The sequence below is a fragment of the Brucella pseudogrignonensis genome, assembly GCF_031454375.1.
Taxonomy (GTDB): domain Bacteria; phylum Pseudomonadota; class Alphaproteobacteria; order Rhizobiales; family Rhizobiaceae; genus Brucella; species Brucella pseudogrignonensis_A.
In genome coordinates, this window is record NZ_JAVDQT010000002.1 from 184,023 (window position 1) to 203,835 (window position 19,813).

A 19,813-nucleotide genomic window follows, 5' to 3' on the forward strand; every position below is an offset into this window, starting at 1 on the left:
AGGCGCAGAAAGGCATTCAAATTAACAATGCAGCCTTTCTGCATATGGATAACGTAACGGTTCGCGGTACTGGTATAGCCCTTGACATGATCAGTACTCTATCTTCATCATTCAAGGATATGCGTCTTGACGCTAATAACTATGGCGTTGTCGCAACAAAAGGATCTGGCTTTTCTTACCCTAATGCCCTTAGTTTTGAGAACTGTGTTTTCTCCAACAATGCACAGTTGGGGTATTCGGGAAACTCTCCTACCCACAACCTAAACATCATTCGAGGCACGGTTGAAGGAAACGGAACTCAAGGCGACGATGCAACGGGCGGCATCTTTCTAAATTTTGAGGGCGGCATAGAAGGTGCAGTAGGCGCTAATATTAATGGCGTATACTTTGAAGGAAATGGCGGATCTGCTGATCTTCGTCTGGATAATTTGGCGGGGTCGAAATATGTCACGGTAATTGTTCAAGGCTGCAACTTTAACAGAACACAAGCCGCTAAGTTTGTAAGGCAAAACATTGTGGCGGTGGGACGAATAAACCTAGTCCTCATAGGAAATTCATTCCGTGGCTACAACGACTATGTGGAAACATCTGTAAGGCCTTATCTTTTTGCTGATAGCCTTGTTCGTGTCATTTCAATTGGGAATTATATCGATAACGCTGCGGCAGGCGCATCATTGCTATCAATGGGTAGTCTCGGAACGCATCGCGGCGTTGTTGCATCGGATGGTACAGGAACCAGATTGCCAAATAACTGGTCTGTAGCAAAAGCGGGGACCGGTGTTTATACTATTACTCATAATCTGGGTGACGTTAATGCTTACAGTCTGGTTGCTGTATCAAACACTGATAGCCGTAGAGTGCAGAGAACCTCCAAATCAGCCAGCAGCTGCCAAGTGGTCGTTGAAAATCTTTCTAGTACCTTAACCGATGGTGGCTTTGATTTTGTAGTTACGATGGGCTAGTTAACGGATAAATAAAGAAGGGTACTTGTGCCTCCGGTTCCGTTTGAAAAATACTAAACCCACAGTAACGTTAGCAAGGTCAGTGTTATCTAACATGTGATGGTGATAGAGGGACCGGTCGGATACCTCATTCCGACCGGTCTACAACATACGCCGCAATTTGCGCACTGCACGCCCAGCAAAGCGAATAGGCTTCGTATTTGCGGCTCAATACCTTCCCTATTTCAACGCATGTCTCATTCTTTTAATCAAGTTAGCTCTTTGGGTTGAATATTAGTCGCCCGCGCATTCTCTGAAGTACCACATCGCTGATGATCTCTAGCAAATATTGCTCGTCAAAATCAGGTGCATGTTCAATGTGAAACTCTCTTAAGCTAGTAAATCTAAATCCGTCAGTCACATTGTCGTAGTGAGTATGCCACCCTAACTCGTTCTTTTCCTGCGAACTGAAGCGAGGCTTTCTATCTTTGAGAACCTTTTTTAAGCCATGCTGGGACGAACGTATCGGATAGTGATGCAAGATGAAGCGATAAGGAAACGGCTTTTTGCCGGGGAAATCTGCATGATGCCCTCCGCTTGAAGACAAGTCGACCAAGTCTTTTCCTTGAAGCCAAGCCTTAGTCTGTAGAAAATGTGAAGGTTGCTTCGAAAAATAACAGTGCGTAAAATGTGTGACTGGGTCCATTGGATAATAAAAAGTATCGTCAAGCGGTGGGTATTCCACAACACCAAACTCGATTGCGTTGCTCCCATAACTGGAGGCTATCGATAAACCTAGATTTAACGGGATTTCGCTCCACGGAGATGCGCGCAGTTCATCGCTGTCAATGTGAATGATCCATCGCCCTGGAAATGCAAAGCCAATTTCCGCTTTGCGGTTTAAGATGGCTCTCCAAACATATTCAGATGTGGGTTCTGCCGGGAACCTTTCTAGGTTCACCCTGTCGGGGAACTCATCGCGCAACTTTTCCAGTAATTCATACGTCCCATCGTTTGACCAGTTGTCTAGGAAGTGGAGATCAATTCCACTCTCCAGATGCTTTCTGGAAAGTTGCTCAACTATATCAGCATCGTTGAAACACGAAACAACGCCCAAGGGATTGCAAGGCAAGAGATCACACGATTTGTCAATCAAGCGATCAAGGATGAGAACACTGTTGTATTTCTTCCTCTTCATGTTGTCGCTAATCGAATACCCTGCGAATGCTGGTTGCATCCCATTGGCTGTGAAAAAGGACGAAAGTTCTTTTAAGGTCCATTCTCTTACATGAGCAGGGTTTACCGGCGGGCCTTCGTGCAGATAACCATGGAGTTTCTCGCGGTCGGGGGTGGAAAGAACAATGATGCCGCCAGCATCGAAAATGTACTTCAGACAGTCCATCAGGCCTAACGGTGACCTAAGATGTTCAATAACGTCGGCGCAAATAACAACAGCGTCTTGCCACTGAATGTCCGGCAGATTGCTGCTGTCGGCTCTTTCTAAATCGAGATCGACTGTTTTGCACTCTGGGTAATGTGTTTTGAAGAATTCTACGTTCACACCAAAATCTATCGCATACTTGAGCTTTGCTGTACTGCCCACCGAAGCTAGCTTTTTGCCGTTCCCAGAGCCGATATCAACTAAGATTTTACGACCGCTCTGTCTAAGTATAAAATCGGCAGCGTAGTACACTTCAGGCTGATGCACGACAAGCTTGCTAGCGAATGATCTGTCATCAAAATAATCGTTATCTCCGCGGTCAGCGTAGATCGATGGCATGTGAAACTGATTTCGTTCTGAATTATTCATCGCGTCCACTCACAATATTTTCTCTACAGCATTCATCAGAAACCGCTCAACAGAAATATCTTCGATGCACTTTCTAAGGTAGGCATCATCTGACAACACGCCTGATTGCACAACGTCTTCAATATTACTCTCAACGAGGTCGAGAGATAAATCATTCATGTCAAATGAACGAACAAGACGTGAAAAAGGAAAGTCTGCATCTCCAGTAGGGTCCGTTAGTACGGGGACGCCGCACGCTGCTGCAAGATATACGCGTGGTGCTAATGCTTGGATATCGTCAGCATGAATATTAAGAATACAGCGTGCTCTTTTGAACAATTTGCCAAGTTCACTGCCACTTACACCATGCTCGACCCACAAGAATGACAGATTATGGTTCTTCAACCTTGACAGAATTCTTGATCGTCGTTCCGTAGCCTTACCAAGAAAAAGAATATCCCATTTTGGTTTTCTAGCTCGCAAAGGATTAAAATAATCGGTGTTTACCGGAATGACGGCGTAGTCATCTATCGGAAGTGAATGTTGATCGATGAAAGAACGCGAGCCTTGATCATAATGGTAAATACGATTGAAGCCCTCTCGTTCGAGGTGGGCAATCATTGCAAGGCGTCGATCAGTTTCCGAAGATGTCTTAAGTAAGCCGTCGGTTGTGATTTTGGGAAGCGGTTCGGTGGAAAATCCAATTTTAAACCCCGAAATAGACTTCAAATGCGAGGCTCGGTGAAGTTCCGGTCGATAAATTAGCGTAACGTCAGGCCGAAAGCTTCGCAGATCATCGTATACACTTGTCGAATAGTGATCGTAATCGAACCACTTAACCTCGAAGAGTTCGGACCTTAGTTCGCAGAAATGGTTCTCAAAGTAGACCCGGTGTCCAAGACATGCAACACGCGGTTTCATCGCGTGGCCTCTTCAAGTCGACGGAAGCCGCTAATTCTTCTCAGCATCGGTGCGAGTAATTTCCACGCGCGACTGTGTTTAAAGAGTAGGTCCGCTCGTTCAGCAATATAGCCTGCTCTTCCGGGGATCTGGATCTGTGCTGCAACCTGAGGGGTTAAGCGTTCCTGCATTACAACGCCATTGTATTCGCACATGGAAGAAAATAACGATGAAAAATAAGGATTATTGTTAAGGTTTTCAACTAATTCGCGAACTAGAGGCTTCTGTTCTTGCCCGACAAATAGCACTCCCAGCCCGAATTGATGGGAAAAATCGAAAGAACTGTATCTGTTCTTAACATTTTGCCAGAAAATTCGGAAGGGGTCATGAGGGCTCGGGTGGTTGATCGTAGCTATAAGGACGATACCGCTGTCTGAGAGCTTCGGTAGCCATTCTGTAATAACGTCCTCGATGGTGGAGCGATCCGCTAAATGCGAAATCGTAAGAATATCAATTGACCCCTCATCGAACAAAGCCGCGCTTTTTCCGGTGTCGCCGACAATGACTGTGGATTGTGGATAGTTATTAGATACACTCCGTAAAACGGCGTCGATTGAGGAGTTCGCATCGCTATCAGAGCCCTCGAAAATGCCGTAACAAGACGTATCCAAGTTAAAACGACGAATGGCAGAGCTGACAGCTTCAAAAACTGAACTACGCGCTACGCCTAAATCCACTGTCACATTAGGGTTGGCGAGACGTGTCAGTAGCGTGATTACTGGAATGTGACCAAGCAATGTATTCGGTGTATGCGTTGCCGGGATCGCATAAAGGCACTCAGTAAGCGCCCATCCAAATTGGTCAGTATGATCGGTCAAAATATTCTCCACTATTGATTGGCGTATTTGCGCGGAATAAATCGGTTCTGCATCCGAGGTGTCAATCTAAAATCTCTGTAGTGGGTGGAATTAAGTCTGTCAGTAGCCTTTTCGACAGAAAGCCCGGCAGGATCGCACAACCACACCGGGGCCGCGCTGGATAGACTGTCACACCTCACCTGCGCCAGAGAATTGATATACAGATAGACACGAAAAGAAAGCCCCGGTGCATGCGGGCGCTACCGGGGCTGCGCTCTACTGAAAGCGGGGGCTTTTAGAGCGCAGACTAATCATCTCACAAAAATAGGAAAACACAATGGACGGAACCGGGTCTAAATGGTGTGAAGATTAAACCGGCTTACGTTAAGATGCGGGGGGTATTAGCGGCGATTACTCATATCCATAATCATTGAAACAATTGCTGGTGCAATAATCGCTAAAGCTAAAGATGTTAATCCGACATTAAACCAGTACACAACAGCCCCATAGTGCCCATAAATTAAAACATGTCTTATATCATCAAGTTTTAATTTCAAGCACCGTCTTCACAAAATTTAAACAAAGGAAACACAATGACACGACGCATCAACGCGGCGGGGCTTTCGCTCATCCAGCAGCAGTAAGGGGCAGGCCCCTCATTCCTTCGTAATTCCACACTCATTCTCAAGCAGCCCTTGAGGCGGTTTTTTCATGCCGAAAGAAAACCCCGGCAGCACGGGGGTGCACACCGAGGCTGCGCCAGATTGATGGTCATACCTCACCGTCGCAAATCGATCATCCCACAATAATAGGAAAACACAATGGATAGAACTGTGCCAGTTGGCGCGGCGCTTTTGCTTGACTTCATCGCACAGACAGAAGTCGGGAGCACAGGCCGCGCATCTTATGACGTGATCTATGGTCACAATCAGGGAAAGTTGCCAAAGCAGATCACAAGCTTGACGCTCGGAGAACTGATTGATGCACAAGCCTCATTCACAAAGCGCTTCAAATCGTCAGCTTCGGGTCGTTATCAGTTCATGCGGGCCACACTGCAAGGCTTGGCTCAGGAACTTGGCTTGCGCGGTACGCAAGTCTTTGACCCGGATTTGCAAGATCGCCTCGGCTATCACCTGCTCATTCGTCGTGGTTATCATCAGTTCATCTCTGGCAAGATCAGCCGTACTGAGTTCGGCAAGCGTCTTGCGCAGGAGTGGGCATCGTTTCCAGTACTGGCCGCAACCAAGGGCGCCCACCGCGATCTGAAACGCGGTCAAAGCTATTATACTGGCGATCCACTGAATAAGGCGCTTGTCACACCTGCTAAAATTGAAGCCGTCCTTAACAAGGTAAAAACTGCCGGTTCCGCACAGCCAGTCGCTGAGGTGGTTGTTGAGCAAGTGCCAGTTGTTGCCGATCCGGGCGAGCTTGGCACGAAGCCATCGCATAGCAAGACCGTCTGGACGTGGGCAGGCGCTGCAATCATGTCGGCAGTCAGCGGTGTGGGTTCATTCCTCGGCGGGCTGGATTGGCGGGTGCAACTCGTATTCAGTGCGGCCATTATCGGGTTTGCGATTTACGGCATCAAACGCCGTCGCGATCTGTTCAAGGCAGTCAAAGAGCTACAGGCTGATTTGTCATGATCTGGGCGCTAATCCCTAACTGGTTGAAGATAACCGCCGCCGCCGTACTGGCGGCATTTTTGTGTCTGGCTGCTGGGTATGTGATCGGCAAGCGCGACGGCCAATCAATTACCGAAACCAAAATCGAAAGACAGAACAATGAAGCAACTGACAAAGCCCTTGGTGCTGCTCTCTCTTATGATGAGTGTATCGATGCTGGCGGGGTGTGGACATTCAGGACCGGCAAATGTGAGCGGCGTCCGTAGCGTGCTTGGTTCTGACCTGATGGGCGCACGAGGCGCGACTGATGTGGATCAGAGAAAGATCGACCGAACAATCGTCCGAGGCTGTGCCGGTGGTGTCTGGTCGAAAGACGAATGCGCAAAGCATGATGAGAAATAAGAGGGGAGGCGGGAATTGAACACAATGCCAGACACAGAAGGCGATTTGAGAGCGCGTATGAGCGCCATGGAACACAATCTGACCGGGATTGTGCCTCGCATCACCACGCTTGAGCAGTGGCAGCGTCAGTCGGAGATTGCTGGCGCTCGAACCGATGAGAAATGGAAGAACGTGGACAGGCGATTTGATGACCTCGACAAGAAGATCGAGAAAGTGAGCGGCATTCTGTCCAAAATCATGTGGCTGGTTATCAGTGGCTTGATAATGGCGTTCGTGGCTTTTGTAGTTGGAGGTGGGTTGAAGTCACTTTGAAATATCAGTGATTTCCGTTTTTCTGGTCCCTGCTAACTTTCACGAAAGCCCATACAACTGACGCGATTACTCCAGTTCCAATTATAGCAGCGACCCAATCCGCTCCGACAGAGGCCGCATATCCGCATACCCCAAGCGCTGTCAGAACAAATAGAAACGCAAAGATTTTTCCTATAATTGCTTCCGCTGCGTAGAGTGTGGACTGCTTTCGGTCCATATGGTGCCGATGATCGGTCTCTTTTTCCCACGCGCGCATGATGCGTTCCGCGCCGTCTGGAACTACATCGTTGAAAGATTGTAGAACTTGTGGGGGAGGCAGCGGACCAGACCACATCATTTCCATCTGTGATGCTGTCGGCGGTCCGTTAAACTCGTTGTGGTCGTTATTATGACTTTTTACGGGAGGCTTCTTCACGCTTGCGCTCTTTCACTATGACCGTGCGCATATCGGACCCAAGACGAACGAAGTCGCCTCGTAGAGAACCAGCCTCAGGCCGTTGCTGCATGCTGGCGCTTGATGGGCCAGCCAATGCAAGAAGGGTAGCTAATCCCGTAACAAAGCTTCCTGCAAAGCCACCGCGACGGTGACGCAGTTCGGCACTATTGTGCACATTCTGCTTTTTTGCGTTCTTCTTCATAAGGACCAATATATTCGCCAAGCGCGGAAAATCAAATAACACTTCTGTAACAGTTCATTTTGAACGGTCGGCGCAACTACAACAAACTGACAGCCATTGTAAAGTCAGATTATTGATAGGTCGCTTTAATAGCGTAACGACAGACGTATCGTCACAGACATATTGCAGAGGATGGAAGCGGCGCAGAAGAAGGGGGCATTAGCCTATTCGTTTGGATCGGCTCCGCGCTCTCCGATGTGAATACCCATCGCAACCTCTACCATTGCAGCAGCCGCTTCAAGCCTGCCCCATCCCGCTTCCTCTGCTTCGTTTAGGGCTTCAACTAGCTTTGCAGCCAATTCTTCCTGACAATCAAGATTGCGGTCTGGGTAGCTTGTTGGTGATTTTGGTCCGTGCATGTCTTATTCCTCCTACAAAGAATGAACGCACGAACGAGCGAAAGGCTCCTTAAAACAGGCTTGCTTGCTCTTCCTTGTTGTCGTTGCTGGTTGTCAGATCGATTAAATCAGCATTATGCAGAGGCTTCTGCATTTTCTTTGCTTCATCCCATGGAGCGCGGAGCCAAGTTTCGATTTCCTCTGTCGTGCGCAGAATAACGGGCATAGCCTTGGGGTGAACTGGCTTAACAACCGCGTTAGGCTCAGTGGTCAGAAAGCCAAATATATCTACTTCAACTGGCCCTTCCTTTTTCTTTCGCACACCTTTCCATGTCGTCCAGATGCCAGCAAAAGCGAATAGCGGCTTATCTTCATTTAAGGCGAACCAGTGCAGCGGCTTACGCTTCGTCTTCGGATCGGTTGTTTGACCGTATTCAGAGAATGAGGTGGCAGGAACAACACATCGGCTTTCGACGCCTTGCCATCGCCTCCAATGCGGAGAGGTGAGGTTGCGAATGTTTGTGACACCTGTGTCTGCTTCGCCCTTCACGTATATGGGTGGCGTCGGCATACCCCAGCGAAGGTGTGCAAGCTCATGCTCTCCATCAGTGAGATTTCGAAGAACTGGCGCGGAATAATCTGGATACACGTCCAACTGCGGGTCAATACGATTCGTCACGTCACCGAATTTCGGAAACAGTCGGCGCATTGCCTCGTGGCTTGTCGTGATGTTGTACAGATTGCACATGTGATCCTCCTGCAACGGAGAGAATAGGGCGCGAATTGAAGCGGCCCAGCCCGATAGACGATAGTTCTATCGAGGAATTTTTCTAACACCAAACTGACTTTCACCCTTTGATTTGCAAACCGTGCAGCGCATCCGCTTGTGGAGCTCGACAAAATAGGTGTGCGTACCAAACTTGCGCAGAATGATCTTGTGCTGAATTTGTCCAATATGCCCGCACAGAAAACAGTATCCATGCAGCTCATACCACGACACCATATCCTTAATACGCGTTTCAGGCGGAATTGCTTCTAAGTGACGGGGTTTCGATCGCATTTTTCAAAATATGTCTCCCACGGCTTAGATTTATTATCCCATGGATCGTGTGAAACGCCGCCATAAAGCCGGATGAACTCTTGCTGACCTTGTTCCGTTTTGAACATAGCTATTTCGAAATATTTGATATCATGCAGGGTGGTATTCCACAGGCGATATCCACCCAGACGCGTCCGGTCATTCAGCATTGGAATAAGATTTGTCCGGTGCCAGTCGGTCATGAAAAGCACGACCTGAAACGGATATTCCTTGTTGATGAGCGTCTTTGGTGGCTCGCCACGAGATCTAATCATTTTGTAAACACAGTCGGCTTCCAGCCACGAGCAAAGCCCATCGACATAGCAAGGCTGGCGTATTCGATTTCTTTGACGAGAAAGTCGCGGTCTTTCAAAAGTGCTTCAATTGCCGCTCGCACATCGCCTTTGTGATAGGCAAGTACCAGCTCGATTTCGTTGTCGTATTCATTTTCTCGCGTAACCGCATTCATTGTACTGCTCCATTAAAAAGCAGATACACACGCCATCCGTATATCTGTGTTTATCACGACCGCCATCGATGTTCTTATTTTGTTCATGTAAATGGAAGAGTCAAACGTAATTTGCTTGAAAAGAAAAATTAGGTGTCAGTTCATGAGCAAATGCCGTTATCTTCCGCTACGGTATTATGCTAACCCTATGCAGTGAGAGCCTAAAAATAAGGCCACAATCATTTTACAATTCAATTTTGACAGCATTGTTTTTGCTATGCAATTTTATGGTGGTTTTTACAGGGAAAATAGCCGTAAGGTGTTGATTTTATTTATATTGGCATCAGACTTTTAATCAGTAGGTCCAGGGTTCGAATCCCTGCGCGCTCACCAAAATCAATCGCTTAGCACATTTTCTTATCGCTTCAGTTGCGTTCCATCCGCCAGATGATTTGTTCGAATTATGCTCTCACATTCTAAATATGGGATGGCGTGACGTATCGCGGATGTCGTTGATGTTCAGGCATTGCACGATATGCATGTATGATTGCTGTTTTGCCTGATCTGTAGAAAGTCGCTCAGGGTATTTCAAATTAAATGACGACAGGGTGAGGATTGATGCCAGCTGTTTCAACACTGGCATTTACAATTAGCATTGCAGTGCCGCCCTATGCTGGAAGCTACAGGTCGGTCGGCCTTATGAGTTTAATGAGATTGTATTCAATGCATGCGACGGTATTGGAAACAAAACAGGCGCATTAGCGCCTGTTTTTCTGTTTCTAAATTAACGAGGTAGGCGATCTCTGATTTCTGTAAGTCGGTCAATTACCTTAAATGAAAGAATAAGACCTTCGCAGACAACGCGCCAAAACAATGTTCCAACAGCGAGCAAAACTACTGCTCCAATAATATTTTTGAAGCCACCAAACGCTGAAAATGCCGAAAAGAACATAACCAAAGATGCAATTATTATGCCGATTAGCCCAATCCAATAAATTACATTGACCAGATAGGGCGTAAGAAATTTGTTAAATGTCAGGAAATCTGAAAACTTCATTTTTATCTCCAGTAAGGTTTTCGCTGATACCTGCTTTCTTTAATTTTGATGCTGTTTCTAGAGATAATTTATATGAAGTTCTGATTTCAACAGAATAATATATTCATCCAGCCTGTTACGTATTGATAATGTTGCTTGAGTTAGGCGCAAAATATAGCTAACTACATATTTTGCGCCTTGCAGTACTTTACGTCGCGGCAACGCGTATGTCAGCCTCGTATGCGTCAGTAGTCCTCATATGCGGGGCATAAGCCTGACTCGATGTATGTTGGATAAAATGCAGGGCTTACAGCGCACGAAGCTTGCGCCGTAAAGGAATGCTGTCTGTCCGACAAAAATGCAAAGATGCATCGCGAAGTTTTGGATAATGCTCTGGAATCTGAATTGGTTCGACGGGGGGCTTGCTTGCCTAAACCTGCGGAGCAATCATTACCAATAGTTGAATGCAGTTTAAAGGCGGGGCCTAAGCCCCGCTTAATATTTATCTTGCAGCCAAGATGCCGGCAATAAGGCCTGTCGCACCCGCGATAAGCAGGTATTGATTGTCGACCTTTACCCAATGCTGACCGCGGCCTGGCTTAAGAAGGCCATAGCGCTGATAATCTTTGATTTCCTGGTGGCGGCGCCAATCACCATATCGCTCACCACGTGACCAACGCTTCTGCTTCTGATCGCGCCGGTCGTGACGTTCAAAGTTTTTCCCATGAGAAGGGCGAGAGTTTTCAGTGTGGCTATACCCAGGCTTGCGTGGCGGATTATGATTTTGTGCCTGCGCAAGTGGTGCACCAACAAATGAAAGAGCGATTGCAGCGAGGATAGCTTTCTTAATCATGGGACACTCCTTTTGTGTTGATGCAACCGTATCAATCGAGGAGTGAACGCCAGATGAATGAAATAAGATCAAAACATTAATTAAAATCAATGTTTTGTTATCGCGTATTGCGGCTCGGCATTCGGGGCTATGGCATGAGGTTAGGTGAGAATGGGGGATATCAGTTATACTGTGTGAGATACTCAAGTCGGCTTTAAAGGCAGAAGTCCACGCTGATACCGAAGCTTGCCAACTCCTCTCCATTTAAGCAGGGTAACAATGGCAAGTAGCTTATTCGTAATGCTGATGGATGAGTTGGAAATCTAAAAAACGATTCAAAATGCGCCGTGGATTATCAGAAAAATATATTCGAGAATCCAATTCAAGGACAGCAGTTCAGTATTCCAAAAATTTTAACACGCTCTTTTTGAACTGGGAATTTTTATACAACCTACTGTTTTCATTAAGAAAGCAGTGGCTCCCCGGGCCGGATTCGAACCAGCGACCAACCGGTTAACAGCCGGTTGCTCTACCACTGAGCTACCGGGGAAGAGGCGCTCGCTGTGTCAGCGATGTGGCGTATAGCAGGAGGATTTCTGATTTGCAAAGCCCTATTTTTCATTTTTTCTAATTTTTTGCTTTTTGCCTACGAAACCCCATATTTCCCGGGGTATTTATGTGTGTGGAATACCGAAGGTAGGACCAGAAAGTACGAATGTTCTATGAGTGAAGCCTATGAAATACCTGTCAAACGCACCATTTTGATTCTTGGAAAGCGAATCCCTGTGCCCAAATCGGTTGCAATGCGTCGAACTTTGGGCGGTGCATTGGTTTTAGGTGGTGCTTTGGGTTTCTTGCCAATCCTCGGTTTCTGGATGCTTCCGCTCGGATTGGTAGTTCTTTCCAATGATTCTCATCGCGTCCGCCGTTGGCGTCGCAAAAGTGAGGTCAAAGTATTACGTAAATGGCGCAATAGGAATTAGTGGGGCAGCTGCTTGCTGGAGTGTCATTGGAAATTCAGGCTGTGATGCGGAGCAATGCTCATGGGGATGGTGTCCTGGCAGTGTCATCACCCGCGTAATTGCCAATAAGCTTCGGTCTTCCTTCGCCCGTTTATGATCATGGGTGTGCTTTTGCCTGTTTTTTGCTGCTTAAACCAATGCGCACTATTAAGTGTAAATTTTGACGTTTACGGAAACGTAATAGTAGGCTAGTTTCTATCTGAAATTTCACCTTTCTCATCAAGTCTTGATCGGGAATGGTGTCAAAAGTTGATTAAATGGCTGGATTTATGTGTTTCCAGCCCATTTGTTAGTAAAGACGTGCTGTCACGCATTTGAGTTTTTGATGTGGCAATCATGTCGTCGACACAAGCTGATGCATGTTTCGTCAAGGCGAAACAGCAGGTAATTGATTTGGAGGATTTCGATGCCGAGCTATCGCGCGCCAGTTGAGGATACAAATTTCGTTCTCAATGACGTTCTGAATTATCAGCGTTATAACAATTTGCCGGGTTTTGCCGATGCATCACCCGATGTCGTCGAGGCGATCCTGTCCGAAGGCGCGAAGCTTGCCGAAGGCACGCTGTTTCCTGTCAATCATACTGGCGATCAGGAAGGCTGCGCCCGCGCATCTGATGGTTCGGTGAAGACGCCAAAGGGTTTCAAAGCAGCTTATGACCAGTATCGCGAAGGCGGCTGGCTTGGTCTTGCGGTGCCGGAACAATATGGCGGGCAGGGCCTTCCATATCTGCTGCATACTGCTGTTGGCGAATATATGTCGTCTGCCAATATGGCGCTCACCATGTATCCGGGTCTTACACAGGGCGCGATTGCAGCGATCCTTACCCACGGAACGGATGAGCAGAAAGACACCTATCTGCCAAAGATGGTGGAAGGCACGTGGACAGGCACAATGAACCTGACCGAGCCGCATTGCGGTACGGATCTGGGTTTGCTGCGTTCAACGGCGACACCGCAGGGCGATGGTTCCTACAAGATTTCCGGCCAGAAGATTTTCATCTCGGCTGGCGAACATGACATGTCGGAAAACATCATCCATCTGGTGCTGGCCCGTATTGATGGCGCACCGGAAGGTGTGAAAGGTATTTCGCTGTTTATCGTGCCGAAGTTCATTCTTGATGCCGATGGCAATCCGGGAGAGCGCAATGGCGTGTCCTGTGGTTCCATCGAAGAGAAGATGGGCATCCACGGCAATGCAACCTGCGTGATGAACTATGATGATGCAACTGGTTTCCTGATTGGCGAGGCACACAAAGGTCTGCGCGCCATGTTCACAATGATGAATGAAGCGCGTCTCGGTGTAGCACTTCAGGGGCTTTCGATTGCGGAAACCGCTTATCAGAACGCTGCGATCTATGCGCGTGAGCGTATTCAGGGTCGCGCGCTTTCAGGTGCGGCGGCGCCTGACAAGAAGGCAGACCCGATCATCGTGCATCCGGATATTCGCCGTAACCTGATGAATATTCGTGCTTATAACGAAGCTGGTCGCGCGCTTATCCTCTGGACGGCGCTCAATTCGGATATTGCCCATCGTTCAGGCGATGAAGCAGAACGTCAGGCGGCGGATGATCTCGTCGGCCTTTTGACGCCAGTACTGAAAGGCGTTCTGACCGACAAGGGTTTCGAACATGCTGTCATGGCGCAGCAGGTGTTCGGTGGTCACGGCTATATCGAAGAACATGGTATGAGCCAGTATGTCCGCGATGCGCGTATCGCCATGATCTATGAAGGTGCCAATGGCATTCAGGCGCTTGATCTGGTTGGCCGCAAGCTGGCGCTGAATGGTGGTCGTGCGATCACCGCTTTCTTCAAGGAAGTGGGCGAATTCTGCGAAACCAATCGCGAAAATGAGAAGCTCTCATTCTTCACCAAGCATCTGAAGAAGGGCGTCAACGACCTCCAAGCCGCAACTATGTGGCTGATGCAGAACGCGATGGTAAAGCCAGACAATGCGGGTGCAGCATCGAATGATTACATGCATCTGTTTGGTCTGGTAGCGCTTGGTTACATGTGGGCGCGCATGGCGAAGGTTGCCGAAGAAAAGCTGGCATCAGGCGAAGGCAATAAGGACTATCTGGAAGCCAAGCTTGTCACGGCTCGCTATTATTTTGAGCGGATCATGCCGGAAAGTGTTGCCCATCTCGCGCGCATCCAGTCGGGTGCAGATAGCATGATGGCGCTTAACGCAGACGCATTTTGAGTTAGAGATCAGGCTAAGTTTTCGAACTTAGCGGGAAGGAGAAAAAATGGCTGAGGCTTATATTTACGATCACGTCCGCACACCGCGCGGACGTGGCAAGAAAGACGGTAGCCTGCATGAAGTGCCTGCCGTTCGTCTGGGCGCGAAGATTCTGGAATCCTTGCGCGACCGCAACGGTATCGACACGGCAAAGGTCGATGATATTATTTTCGGCTGTGTCGATCCGGTCGGCGAAGCGGGCGCAGTTATTCCGAAATCTGCGGCTTTTGAAGCCGGTTACGACTTCAAGGCACCGGGCATTCAGATTTCGCGTTTCTGTGCGTCGGGTCTCGATGCGGTCAATCTGGCCGCTGCCAAGGTTGCGTTCGGTGCCGACGATCTGGTGATTGCTGGTGGCGTTGAAAGCATGTCGCGCGTTGGCATGGGCATGTCGGGCGGTGCCTGGTATATGGACCCATCCGTCGGCTTTCCTGGCTTTTTCATGCCACAGGGCGTCTCTGCCGATCTGATTGCTACGAAGTACGGCTTCTCACGCGATGACGTGGATGCCTATGCAGTAGAAAGCCAAAAGCGCGCCGCCAAATCGTGGGAAAAGGGCTATTTCAAGAATTCGGTCATTCCGATCAAGGATCAGAACGGTCTCACCATTCTTGACCATGACGAGCATATGCGTCCGGGCACCGATATGCAGGCGCTCGGTCAACTCAACCCATCTTTTGTGATGCCCGGTGAAATGGGTGGCTTTAATGCTGTTGGCATTCAGGCGCATCCGGAAGTCGAAACCATCAATCACGTCCATCATGCCGGTAATTCGTCTGGTATCGTTGACGGTGCAGCAGGCGTTCTCGTTGGCTCGAAGAAGGCTGGCAAAGCATTCGATATCAAGCCGCGCGCGCGTATCCGTGCTTTTGCCAATATCGGCTCCGAACCAGCGCTTATGCTGACTGGCCCGGTTGATGTAACGGAAAAGCTGCTCAAACAGGCCAAGATGAAGCTCTCGGATATTGATCTGTTCGAGTTGAACGAAGCCTTCGCTGCCGTGGTTCTGCGTTATATGCAGGCTTTCGATATTCCGCACGACAAGATCAACGTCAATGGCGGCGCGATTGCGCTTGGCCATCCGCTGGGTGCAACCGGCGCGATGATCCTCGGCACGGTGCTGGATGAATTGGAACGCCGCGACCTCAACACCGCACTGGTCACTTTGTGTATCGGTGCCGGCATGGGTACGGCCACCATCATCGAGCGCGTGTAAGGGTAGGAGGCGAATAATGGCTTATGTAAATTTCAAAGTTGAAACCGACGCCGATGGCATCGCACTCGTCACATGGGACATGCCTGAAAAGTCGATGAATGTTTTCACCGTCGAGGCGATGCAGGAATTGAATGCCATCATCGACGCGACGACTGCTGATGAAAAGGTCAAGGGCGTGGTCATCACGTCGGGCAAAGATACGTTCTCCGGTGGTGCTGACCTGACCATGCTCGAAGGCATGTTCAAGGAATTCCAGAAGCAAAAGGCAAAGGACAAGCAGGCTGCTGTCCAGTCGTTGTTCGACAATGTCGGTCGTATGGGCGGACTGTTCCGCAAGCTGGAAACCTCGGGCAAGCCATGGGTTTCGGCCATCAATGGCACCTGCATGGGTGGTGCATTTGAAATGTCGCTCGCTTGCCATGCCCGTGTTGCATCCGATGCGCCGGGCGTGAAAATGGGCCTGCCGGAAGTGAAAGTCGGCCTGTTTCCGGGCGCTGGCGGCACGCAGCGCGTTCCGCGCCTTGCCAATCAGCAGGACGCTTTGCAGATGATGACGACTGGCTCAAGCCTGACGGCGCAGCGCGCCAAGGCGATGGGTCTTGTTACCGAAGTCGCACCTGCCAAGAAGCTCGTTGAAACTGCCAAGAAGCTCATCAAGGGTGGCCTCAAGCCGGTTCAACCGTGGGACGAGAAGGGCTTCAAGCTGCCGGGCGGCGTGATCTATTCGGCAGCCGGTGCAAATCTCTGGCCTGCTGCAACCGCTATTCTGCGCCGCGAAACCTCCGGCAATTATCCGGCAGCACTTGCTATCCTGAAATCGGTATATGAAGGCCTTCTGGTGCCGTTCGATACCGGTCTTAAGATCGAGCAGCGCTACTTCACCGAAATCCTTCAGACGACCGAAGCGGGCATGATGATCCGTTCGCTTTTCGTGTCGTTGCAGGAATTGAACAAGGGCGCACGTCGCCCGGTTGACGAAAAGCCAACCAAGTTCAAGAAGATCGGCGTCATTGGCGCGGGCTTCATGGGCGCAGGTATTGCTTATGTGACGGCCAAGGCTGGCATTCCGGTGGTGCTCATTGATCGTGATCAGGAGTCTGCGGACAAGGGCAAGGCGCATACGGCTGATCTTATCACCAAGCAAATGCAGAAGGGCCGCGCGACGGAAGCCGACAAGGAAAAGCTCCTATCGCTCATCACCGCAACGCCTGACTATGCTGAGCTTGAAGGTGCCGATCTCGTGATCGAAGCCGTCTTTGAGGACCGCGAAGTCAAGCGTGTAGCGACCGAAAAGGCTGAGGAAGTGCTGAAAACTTCTGCAGTCTTTGCGTCCAATACCTCGACCTTGCCAATCACTGGCCTTGCGAAAGTCTCCAAGCGTCCGAAGAACTTCATCGGCATCCACTTCTTCTCGCCGGTCGACAAGATGATGCTGGTGGAAGTCATTCTCGGTAAGAAGACCTCTGAAAAAGCGCTGGCAGTTGCTCTTGACTACGTTCGTGTGATCAAGAAAACGCCGATTGTCGTCAATGACACACGTGGTTTCTACGTCAATCGTTGCGTGCTGCGCTATATGTCGGAAGCCTACAACATGCTCGTTGAAGGTGTTCCGGCTGCTATGATCGAAAATGCCGCCCGTATGGCCGGTATGCCGGTTGGACCGCTTGCGCTCAACGACGAAACCGCCATCGATCTTTCGCAGAAGATCCTCAAGGCAACGCTTGCCGATCTCGGCGAGAAGGCGGTTGATCCGCGCCATGTGGAACTGGTGGACAAGCTCGTCAATGAGTTTGACCGCAAGGGCCGCAAGAATGGCAAGGGCTTCTATGAATACCCAGCCAAGCCTGCCAAGAAGCATCTCTGGGCCGGTCTCAAAGATCTCTATCCGCAGCAGAACCCTGACAAGATTGATGTGAACGAACTTAAAGAGCGTTTTCTCGTGACGATTGCTCTGGAAGCTGCGCGCGTGATGGAAGAAGGCATTGTCACTGATCCGCGTGAAGCCGATGTCGGCTCCATTCTAGCCTTTGGTTTCGCACCTTACACCGGCGGCACGTTGTCTTATATCGATGGTATGGGCGCGAAGAAATTCGTCAAGCTTTCCAAGGAGTTGCAGCGCAAATACGGCCAGCAGTTCAAGGCACCAAAGCTGCTTGTCGATATGGCAGAGAACGGCGAAAGCTTCTATCAGCGCTTCAATCCATATAAAAGTGAAGCGAAGAAAGCCGCTTAACGTATAAATCTTTGACTGAAGTGAAAAACGCGCGACATCCTAATGTCGCGCGTTTTGTCTATGTATAAGAAAATTTGCCTGTAAAATCGTATATCTTGCGTCGTTTTAGGAATTCTGTTAAGTTTGCCACAATATATGTTAGATAATTAGGTTTAAAATCCTCTTTTGTAGGTTGCGGCAATGTTTTCTCACGATAGCGTATGGGCTGCGATTGATGCCTTGGCAGAACGCAGTTCTTTAAGTGCGTCCGGTCTTGCGCGTCGGGCAGGGTTGGATCCAACGACTTTTAACAAGTCCAAGCGATATGCATCAGACGGCCGCGCGCGTTGGCCTTCGACAGAGTCACTTGCCAAAGTGATGGAAGCCACCGGGGCAACATTGGACGAGTTTACGCGGCTCATTCGGGGTGAAAATTCGACGCCCAATTATGGTGAATATTTACAGGAGCCAAGCGCCATTCCGTTGCTTGGCATGGCGGAAGCGGGCGGAGGTGGCTATTTTGATGATGCCGGATTCCCTGCCGGTCAGGGCTGGGATGTGGTTCAGTTTCCCGCGGCGCCCACAGATAATGTCTATGCGCTGGAAGTTTCCGGTGACTCAATGTTGCCGCTTTATCGTGATGGCGATACGCTAGTCGTAGCACCCAATGCAGCGGTTCGCCGTGGCGACCGTGTGGTTGTTCGCACGAAAGACGGAGAGGTAATGGCCAAAATATTGCATCGCCAGACACCACGTACAATCGAATTACATTCGTTCAATCCTGAATTTCCGAACCGTGCTTTTGAAATGAAAGATGTTGAGTGGGTCGCTCGCATTCTGTGGGCCAGTCAGTAATGGCCAAGCCGCGTCGTAAGAATAATGCACGGATTGTTTTTGGTAGTTTGGCTGGACTAACCGGAGCCATCCTCGTCGCTGCGTTTGTTGCGCCGTTTTATGGCGCGCTAGATCGCCCGGTGACCGTTGTCGAAAGCGGAGACGGTGAAAGTAAACCCGATTCTGCTTCCGGCAATGGAATTGTTGTCGAGCAGTTTGACTATGACGAACCCGATAAAGATGCAGATAATCCGCCAGCACCAGATGCTGCGGCTCCTGAAGCTGCGCCAAACACTAATGAGCAGAATTCTGCCAGTCAGAGTGGTCAAAGCGAGACGGAGCAGAGCGGGCTTGAGCGCGAGCCTGCGCGACCACCTTTGAGCGATCTTGGACTAGCTTCAACGCCAAAGCCACCTGAGCCACCCGCACCTGCAACGCCTGTAGATGATGGCGAGCCGATGCAGCTTTTACAGCGACCTGTTGCGATAGCGGCAGGGCGGCTTGAAAGTCAGGGACGCATTGTTGATTTGCAAGGCATAGAAGTCATGCCGATTGAGCAATCGTGCCAATCGCCATCGGGTGAAAATTGGCCATGTGGTATGCAGGCACGCACTGCATTTCGTCAGTGGTTACGCGCACGGGCAATTATGTGCCGCCTACCGCAAGATGATAGCGGTGCTGCTATTGCGACAAGTTGCAGCGTCGGCAATGACGATGCGGCGCAGTGGCTCGTTGCCAATGGTTGGGCCAAAGCTGTTGCGGGCGGTGCCTATCAGGATGCGGGTGAAAAAGCAGAGGCAGGAAAACTCGGGATCTATGGAAGTAAGCCTGAAAGCGCATTGCCGGAGTTCGGCAATGGGGTTGATCAGCCAATAATCCAAGTGCCACAGGCGCCTCTTCAACCGACAAGACCACAACAGCTTGACGGTGAATTTCCGCCTGCGCCGCAAAACTAGGACACATCGCTAAGAGTGTGAAATTCTTTTCGGGATGCGCGTATAAAGATTTGAGACCTTCCAATCTGATTTAATCAGATTGGAAGGTGCTATAAACAAAAA

General features: G+C 49.5%; 20 protein-coding genes and 1 tRNA gene. 9 read left to right on the forward strand and 12 right to left on the reverse strand.

All coding sequences use genetic code 11. From position 1 onward, the window contains the following. Nucleotides 1-1,215: 1,215 nt before the first annotated feature. The 3 genes from J2782_RS08715 to J2782_RS08725 form a co-directional block, all read right to left on the reverse strand. A complete protein-coding gene (locus J2782_RS08715; RefSeq protein WP_310011498.1) occupies nucleotides 1,216-2,751 on the reverse strand; it encodes a methyltransferase domain-containing protein in 1,536 nt (511 codons plus the stop codon). Nucleotides 2,752-2,760: 9 nt separating this feature from the next. Next, the gene (locus J2782_RS08720; protein WP_310011499.1) at nucleotides 2,761-3,459 is read right to left on the reverse strand and encodes a glycosyltransferase family protein; all 699 of its coding nucleotides are present in this window, start codon (nucleotides 3,457-3,459) and stop codon (nucleotides 2,761-2,763) included. A gap of 188 nt (nucleotides 3,460-3,647) precedes the next feature. Continuing rightward, nucleotides 3,648-4,508: a class I SAM-dependent methyltransferase gene (locus J2782_RS08725; RefSeq protein ID WP_310011501.1), complete on the reverse strand. Its 861-nt coding sequence runs from the start codon at nucleotides 4,506-4,508 to the stop codon at nucleotides 3,648-3,650. Nucleotides 4,509-5,308: 800 nt separating this feature from the next. Here J2782_RS08725 and J2782_RS08730 point away from each other — a divergent pair. From J2782_RS08730 to J2782_RS08740, 3 genes are all read left to right on the forward strand, one after another. Continuing rightward, nucleotides 5,309-6,130 carry a hypothetical protein gene (locus J2782_RS08730; RefSeq protein WP_310011503.1) on the forward strand — a complete coding sequence of 274 codons (822 nt, stop codon included), beginning with the start codon at nucleotides 5,309-5,311 and terminating at the stop codon, nucleotides 6,128-6,130. 138 nt (nucleotides 6,131-6,268) lie between these two features. Continuing rightward, nucleotides 6,269-6,511: a hypothetical protein gene (locus tag J2782_RS08735; RefSeq protein WP_310011505.1), complete on the forward strand. Its 243-nt coding sequence runs from the start codon at nucleotides 6,269-6,271 to the stop codon at nucleotides 6,509-6,511. 24 nt (nucleotides 6,512-6,535) lie between these two features. Further along, nucleotides 6,536-6,823: a guided entry of tail-anchored proteins factor 1 gene (locus J2782_RS08740; RefSeq protein ID WP_310011507.1), complete on the forward strand. Its 288-nt coding sequence runs from the start codon at nucleotides 6,536-6,538 to the stop codon at nucleotides 6,821-6,823. 4 nt (nucleotides 6,824-6,827) lie between these two features. Here the strand turns inward: J2782_RS08740 and J2782_RS08745 are convergent, their stop codons facing one another. From J2782_RS08745 to J2782_RS08785, 9 genes are all read right to left on the reverse strand, one after another. After that, a complete protein-coding gene (locus J2782_RS08745; RefSeq protein WP_310011509.1) occupies nucleotides 6,828-7,238 on the reverse strand; it encodes a DUF2335 domain-containing protein in 411 nt (136 codons plus the stop codon). Continuing rightward, entirely contained in the window at nucleotides 7,210-7,461 is a 252-nt protein-coding gene (locus J2782_RS08750) for a hypothetical protein (protein WP_310011511.1), read from the reverse strand. The genes J2782_RS08745 and J2782_RS08750 overlap by 29 nt, the downstream gene beginning before the upstream one ends. Nucleotides 7,462-7,664: 203 nt before the next feature. Further along, nucleotides 7,665-7,859 (reverse strand): hypothetical protein, encoded by a 195-nt coding sequence (locus tag J2782_RS08755; RefSeq protein WP_310011513.1) that lies wholly within the window; start codon nucleotides 7,857-7,859, stop codon nucleotides 7,665-7,667. Between the two features lie 49 nt (nucleotides 7,860-7,908). Continuing rightward, the gene (locus J2782_RS08760; protein ID WP_310011514.1) at nucleotides 7,909-8,586 is read right to left on the reverse strand and encodes an SOS response-associated peptidase; all 678 of its coding nucleotides are present in this window, start codon (nucleotides 8,584-8,586) and stop codon (nucleotides 7,909-7,911) included. Between the two features lie 287 nt (nucleotides 8,587-8,873). Next, nucleotides 8,874-9,191 (reverse strand): hypothetical protein, encoded by a 318-nt coding sequence (locus tag J2782_RS08765; RefSeq protein WP_310011516.1) that lies wholly within the window; start codon nucleotides 9,189-9,191, stop codon nucleotides 8,874-8,876. Beyond that, the gene (locus J2782_RS08770; protein WP_310011518.1) at nucleotides 9,188-9,385 is read right to left on the reverse strand and encodes a hypothetical protein; all 198 of its coding nucleotides are present in this window, start codon (nucleotides 9,383-9,385) and stop codon (nucleotides 9,188-9,190) included. Before J2782_RS08770 ends, J2782_RS08765 begins: the two co-directional genes overlap by 4 nt. Nucleotides 9,386-10,148: 763 nt before the next feature. Then, the gene (locus J2782_RS08775) at nucleotides 10,149-10,421 is read right to left on the reverse strand and encodes a DUF4282 domain-containing protein (protein WP_310011521.1); all 273 of its coding nucleotides are present in this window, start codon (nucleotides 10,419-10,421) and stop codon (nucleotides 10,149-10,151) included. A 481-nt stretch (nucleotides 10,422-10,902) separates the two neighbouring features. Then, entirely contained in the window at nucleotides 10,903-11,253 is a 351-nt protein-coding gene (locus J2782_RS08780) for an RcnB family protein (RefSeq protein WP_310011523.1), read from the reverse strand. Nucleotides 11,254-11,707: 454 nt separating this feature from the next. Further along, nucleotides 11,708-11,782 (reverse strand) — tRNA-Asn (locus J2782_RS08785). 172 nt (nucleotides 11,783-11,954) lie between these two features. Here J2782_RS08785 and J2782_RS08790 point away from each other — a divergent pair. The 6 genes from J2782_RS08790 (at nucleotide 11,955) to J2782_RS08815 (ending at nucleotide 19,711) form a co-directional block, all read left to right on the forward strand. Continuing rightward, nucleotides 11,955-12,215: a hypothetical protein gene (locus J2782_RS08790; protein WP_310011525.1), complete on the forward strand. Its 261-nt coding sequence runs from the start codon at nucleotides 11,955-11,957 to the stop codon at nucleotides 12,213-12,215. Between the two features lie 445 nt (nucleotides 12,216-12,660). Next, nucleotides 12,661-14,454 carry an acyl-CoA dehydrogenase C-terminal domain-containing protein gene (locus tag J2782_RS08795; protein WP_310011528.1) on the forward strand — a complete coding sequence of 598 codons (1,794 nt, stop codon included), beginning with the start codon at nucleotides 12,661-12,663 and terminating at the stop codon, nucleotides 14,452-14,454. 46 nt (nucleotides 14,455-14,500) lie between these two features. After that, nucleotides 14,501-15,709: an acetyl-CoA C-acetyltransferase gene (locus J2782_RS08800; RefSeq protein ID WP_310011530.1), complete on the forward strand. Its 1,209-nt coding sequence runs from the start codon at nucleotides 14,501-14,503 to the stop codon at nucleotides 15,707-15,709. 16 nt (nucleotides 15,710-15,725) lie between these two features. Beyond that, nucleotides 15,726-17,942 (forward strand): FAD-dependent oxidoreductase, encoded by a 2,217-nt coding sequence (locus J2782_RS08805; RefSeq protein ID WP_310011532.1) that lies wholly within the window; start codon nucleotides 15,726-15,728, stop codon nucleotides 17,940-17,942. A gap of 180 nt (nucleotides 17,943-18,122) precedes the next feature. Next, nucleotides 18,123-18,776: a S24 family peptidase gene (locus tag J2782_RS08810; RefSeq protein ID WP_250042116.1), complete on the forward strand. Its 654-nt coding sequence runs from the start codon at nucleotides 18,123-18,125 to the stop codon at nucleotides 18,774-18,776. After that, entirely contained in the window at nucleotides 18,776-19,711 is a 936-nt protein-coding gene (locus J2782_RS08815; RefSeq protein WP_310011536.1) for a thermonuclease family protein, read from the forward strand. Before J2782_RS08810 ends, J2782_RS08815 begins: the two co-directional genes overlap by 1 nt. Nucleotides 19,712-19,813: the final 102 nt, after the last annotated feature.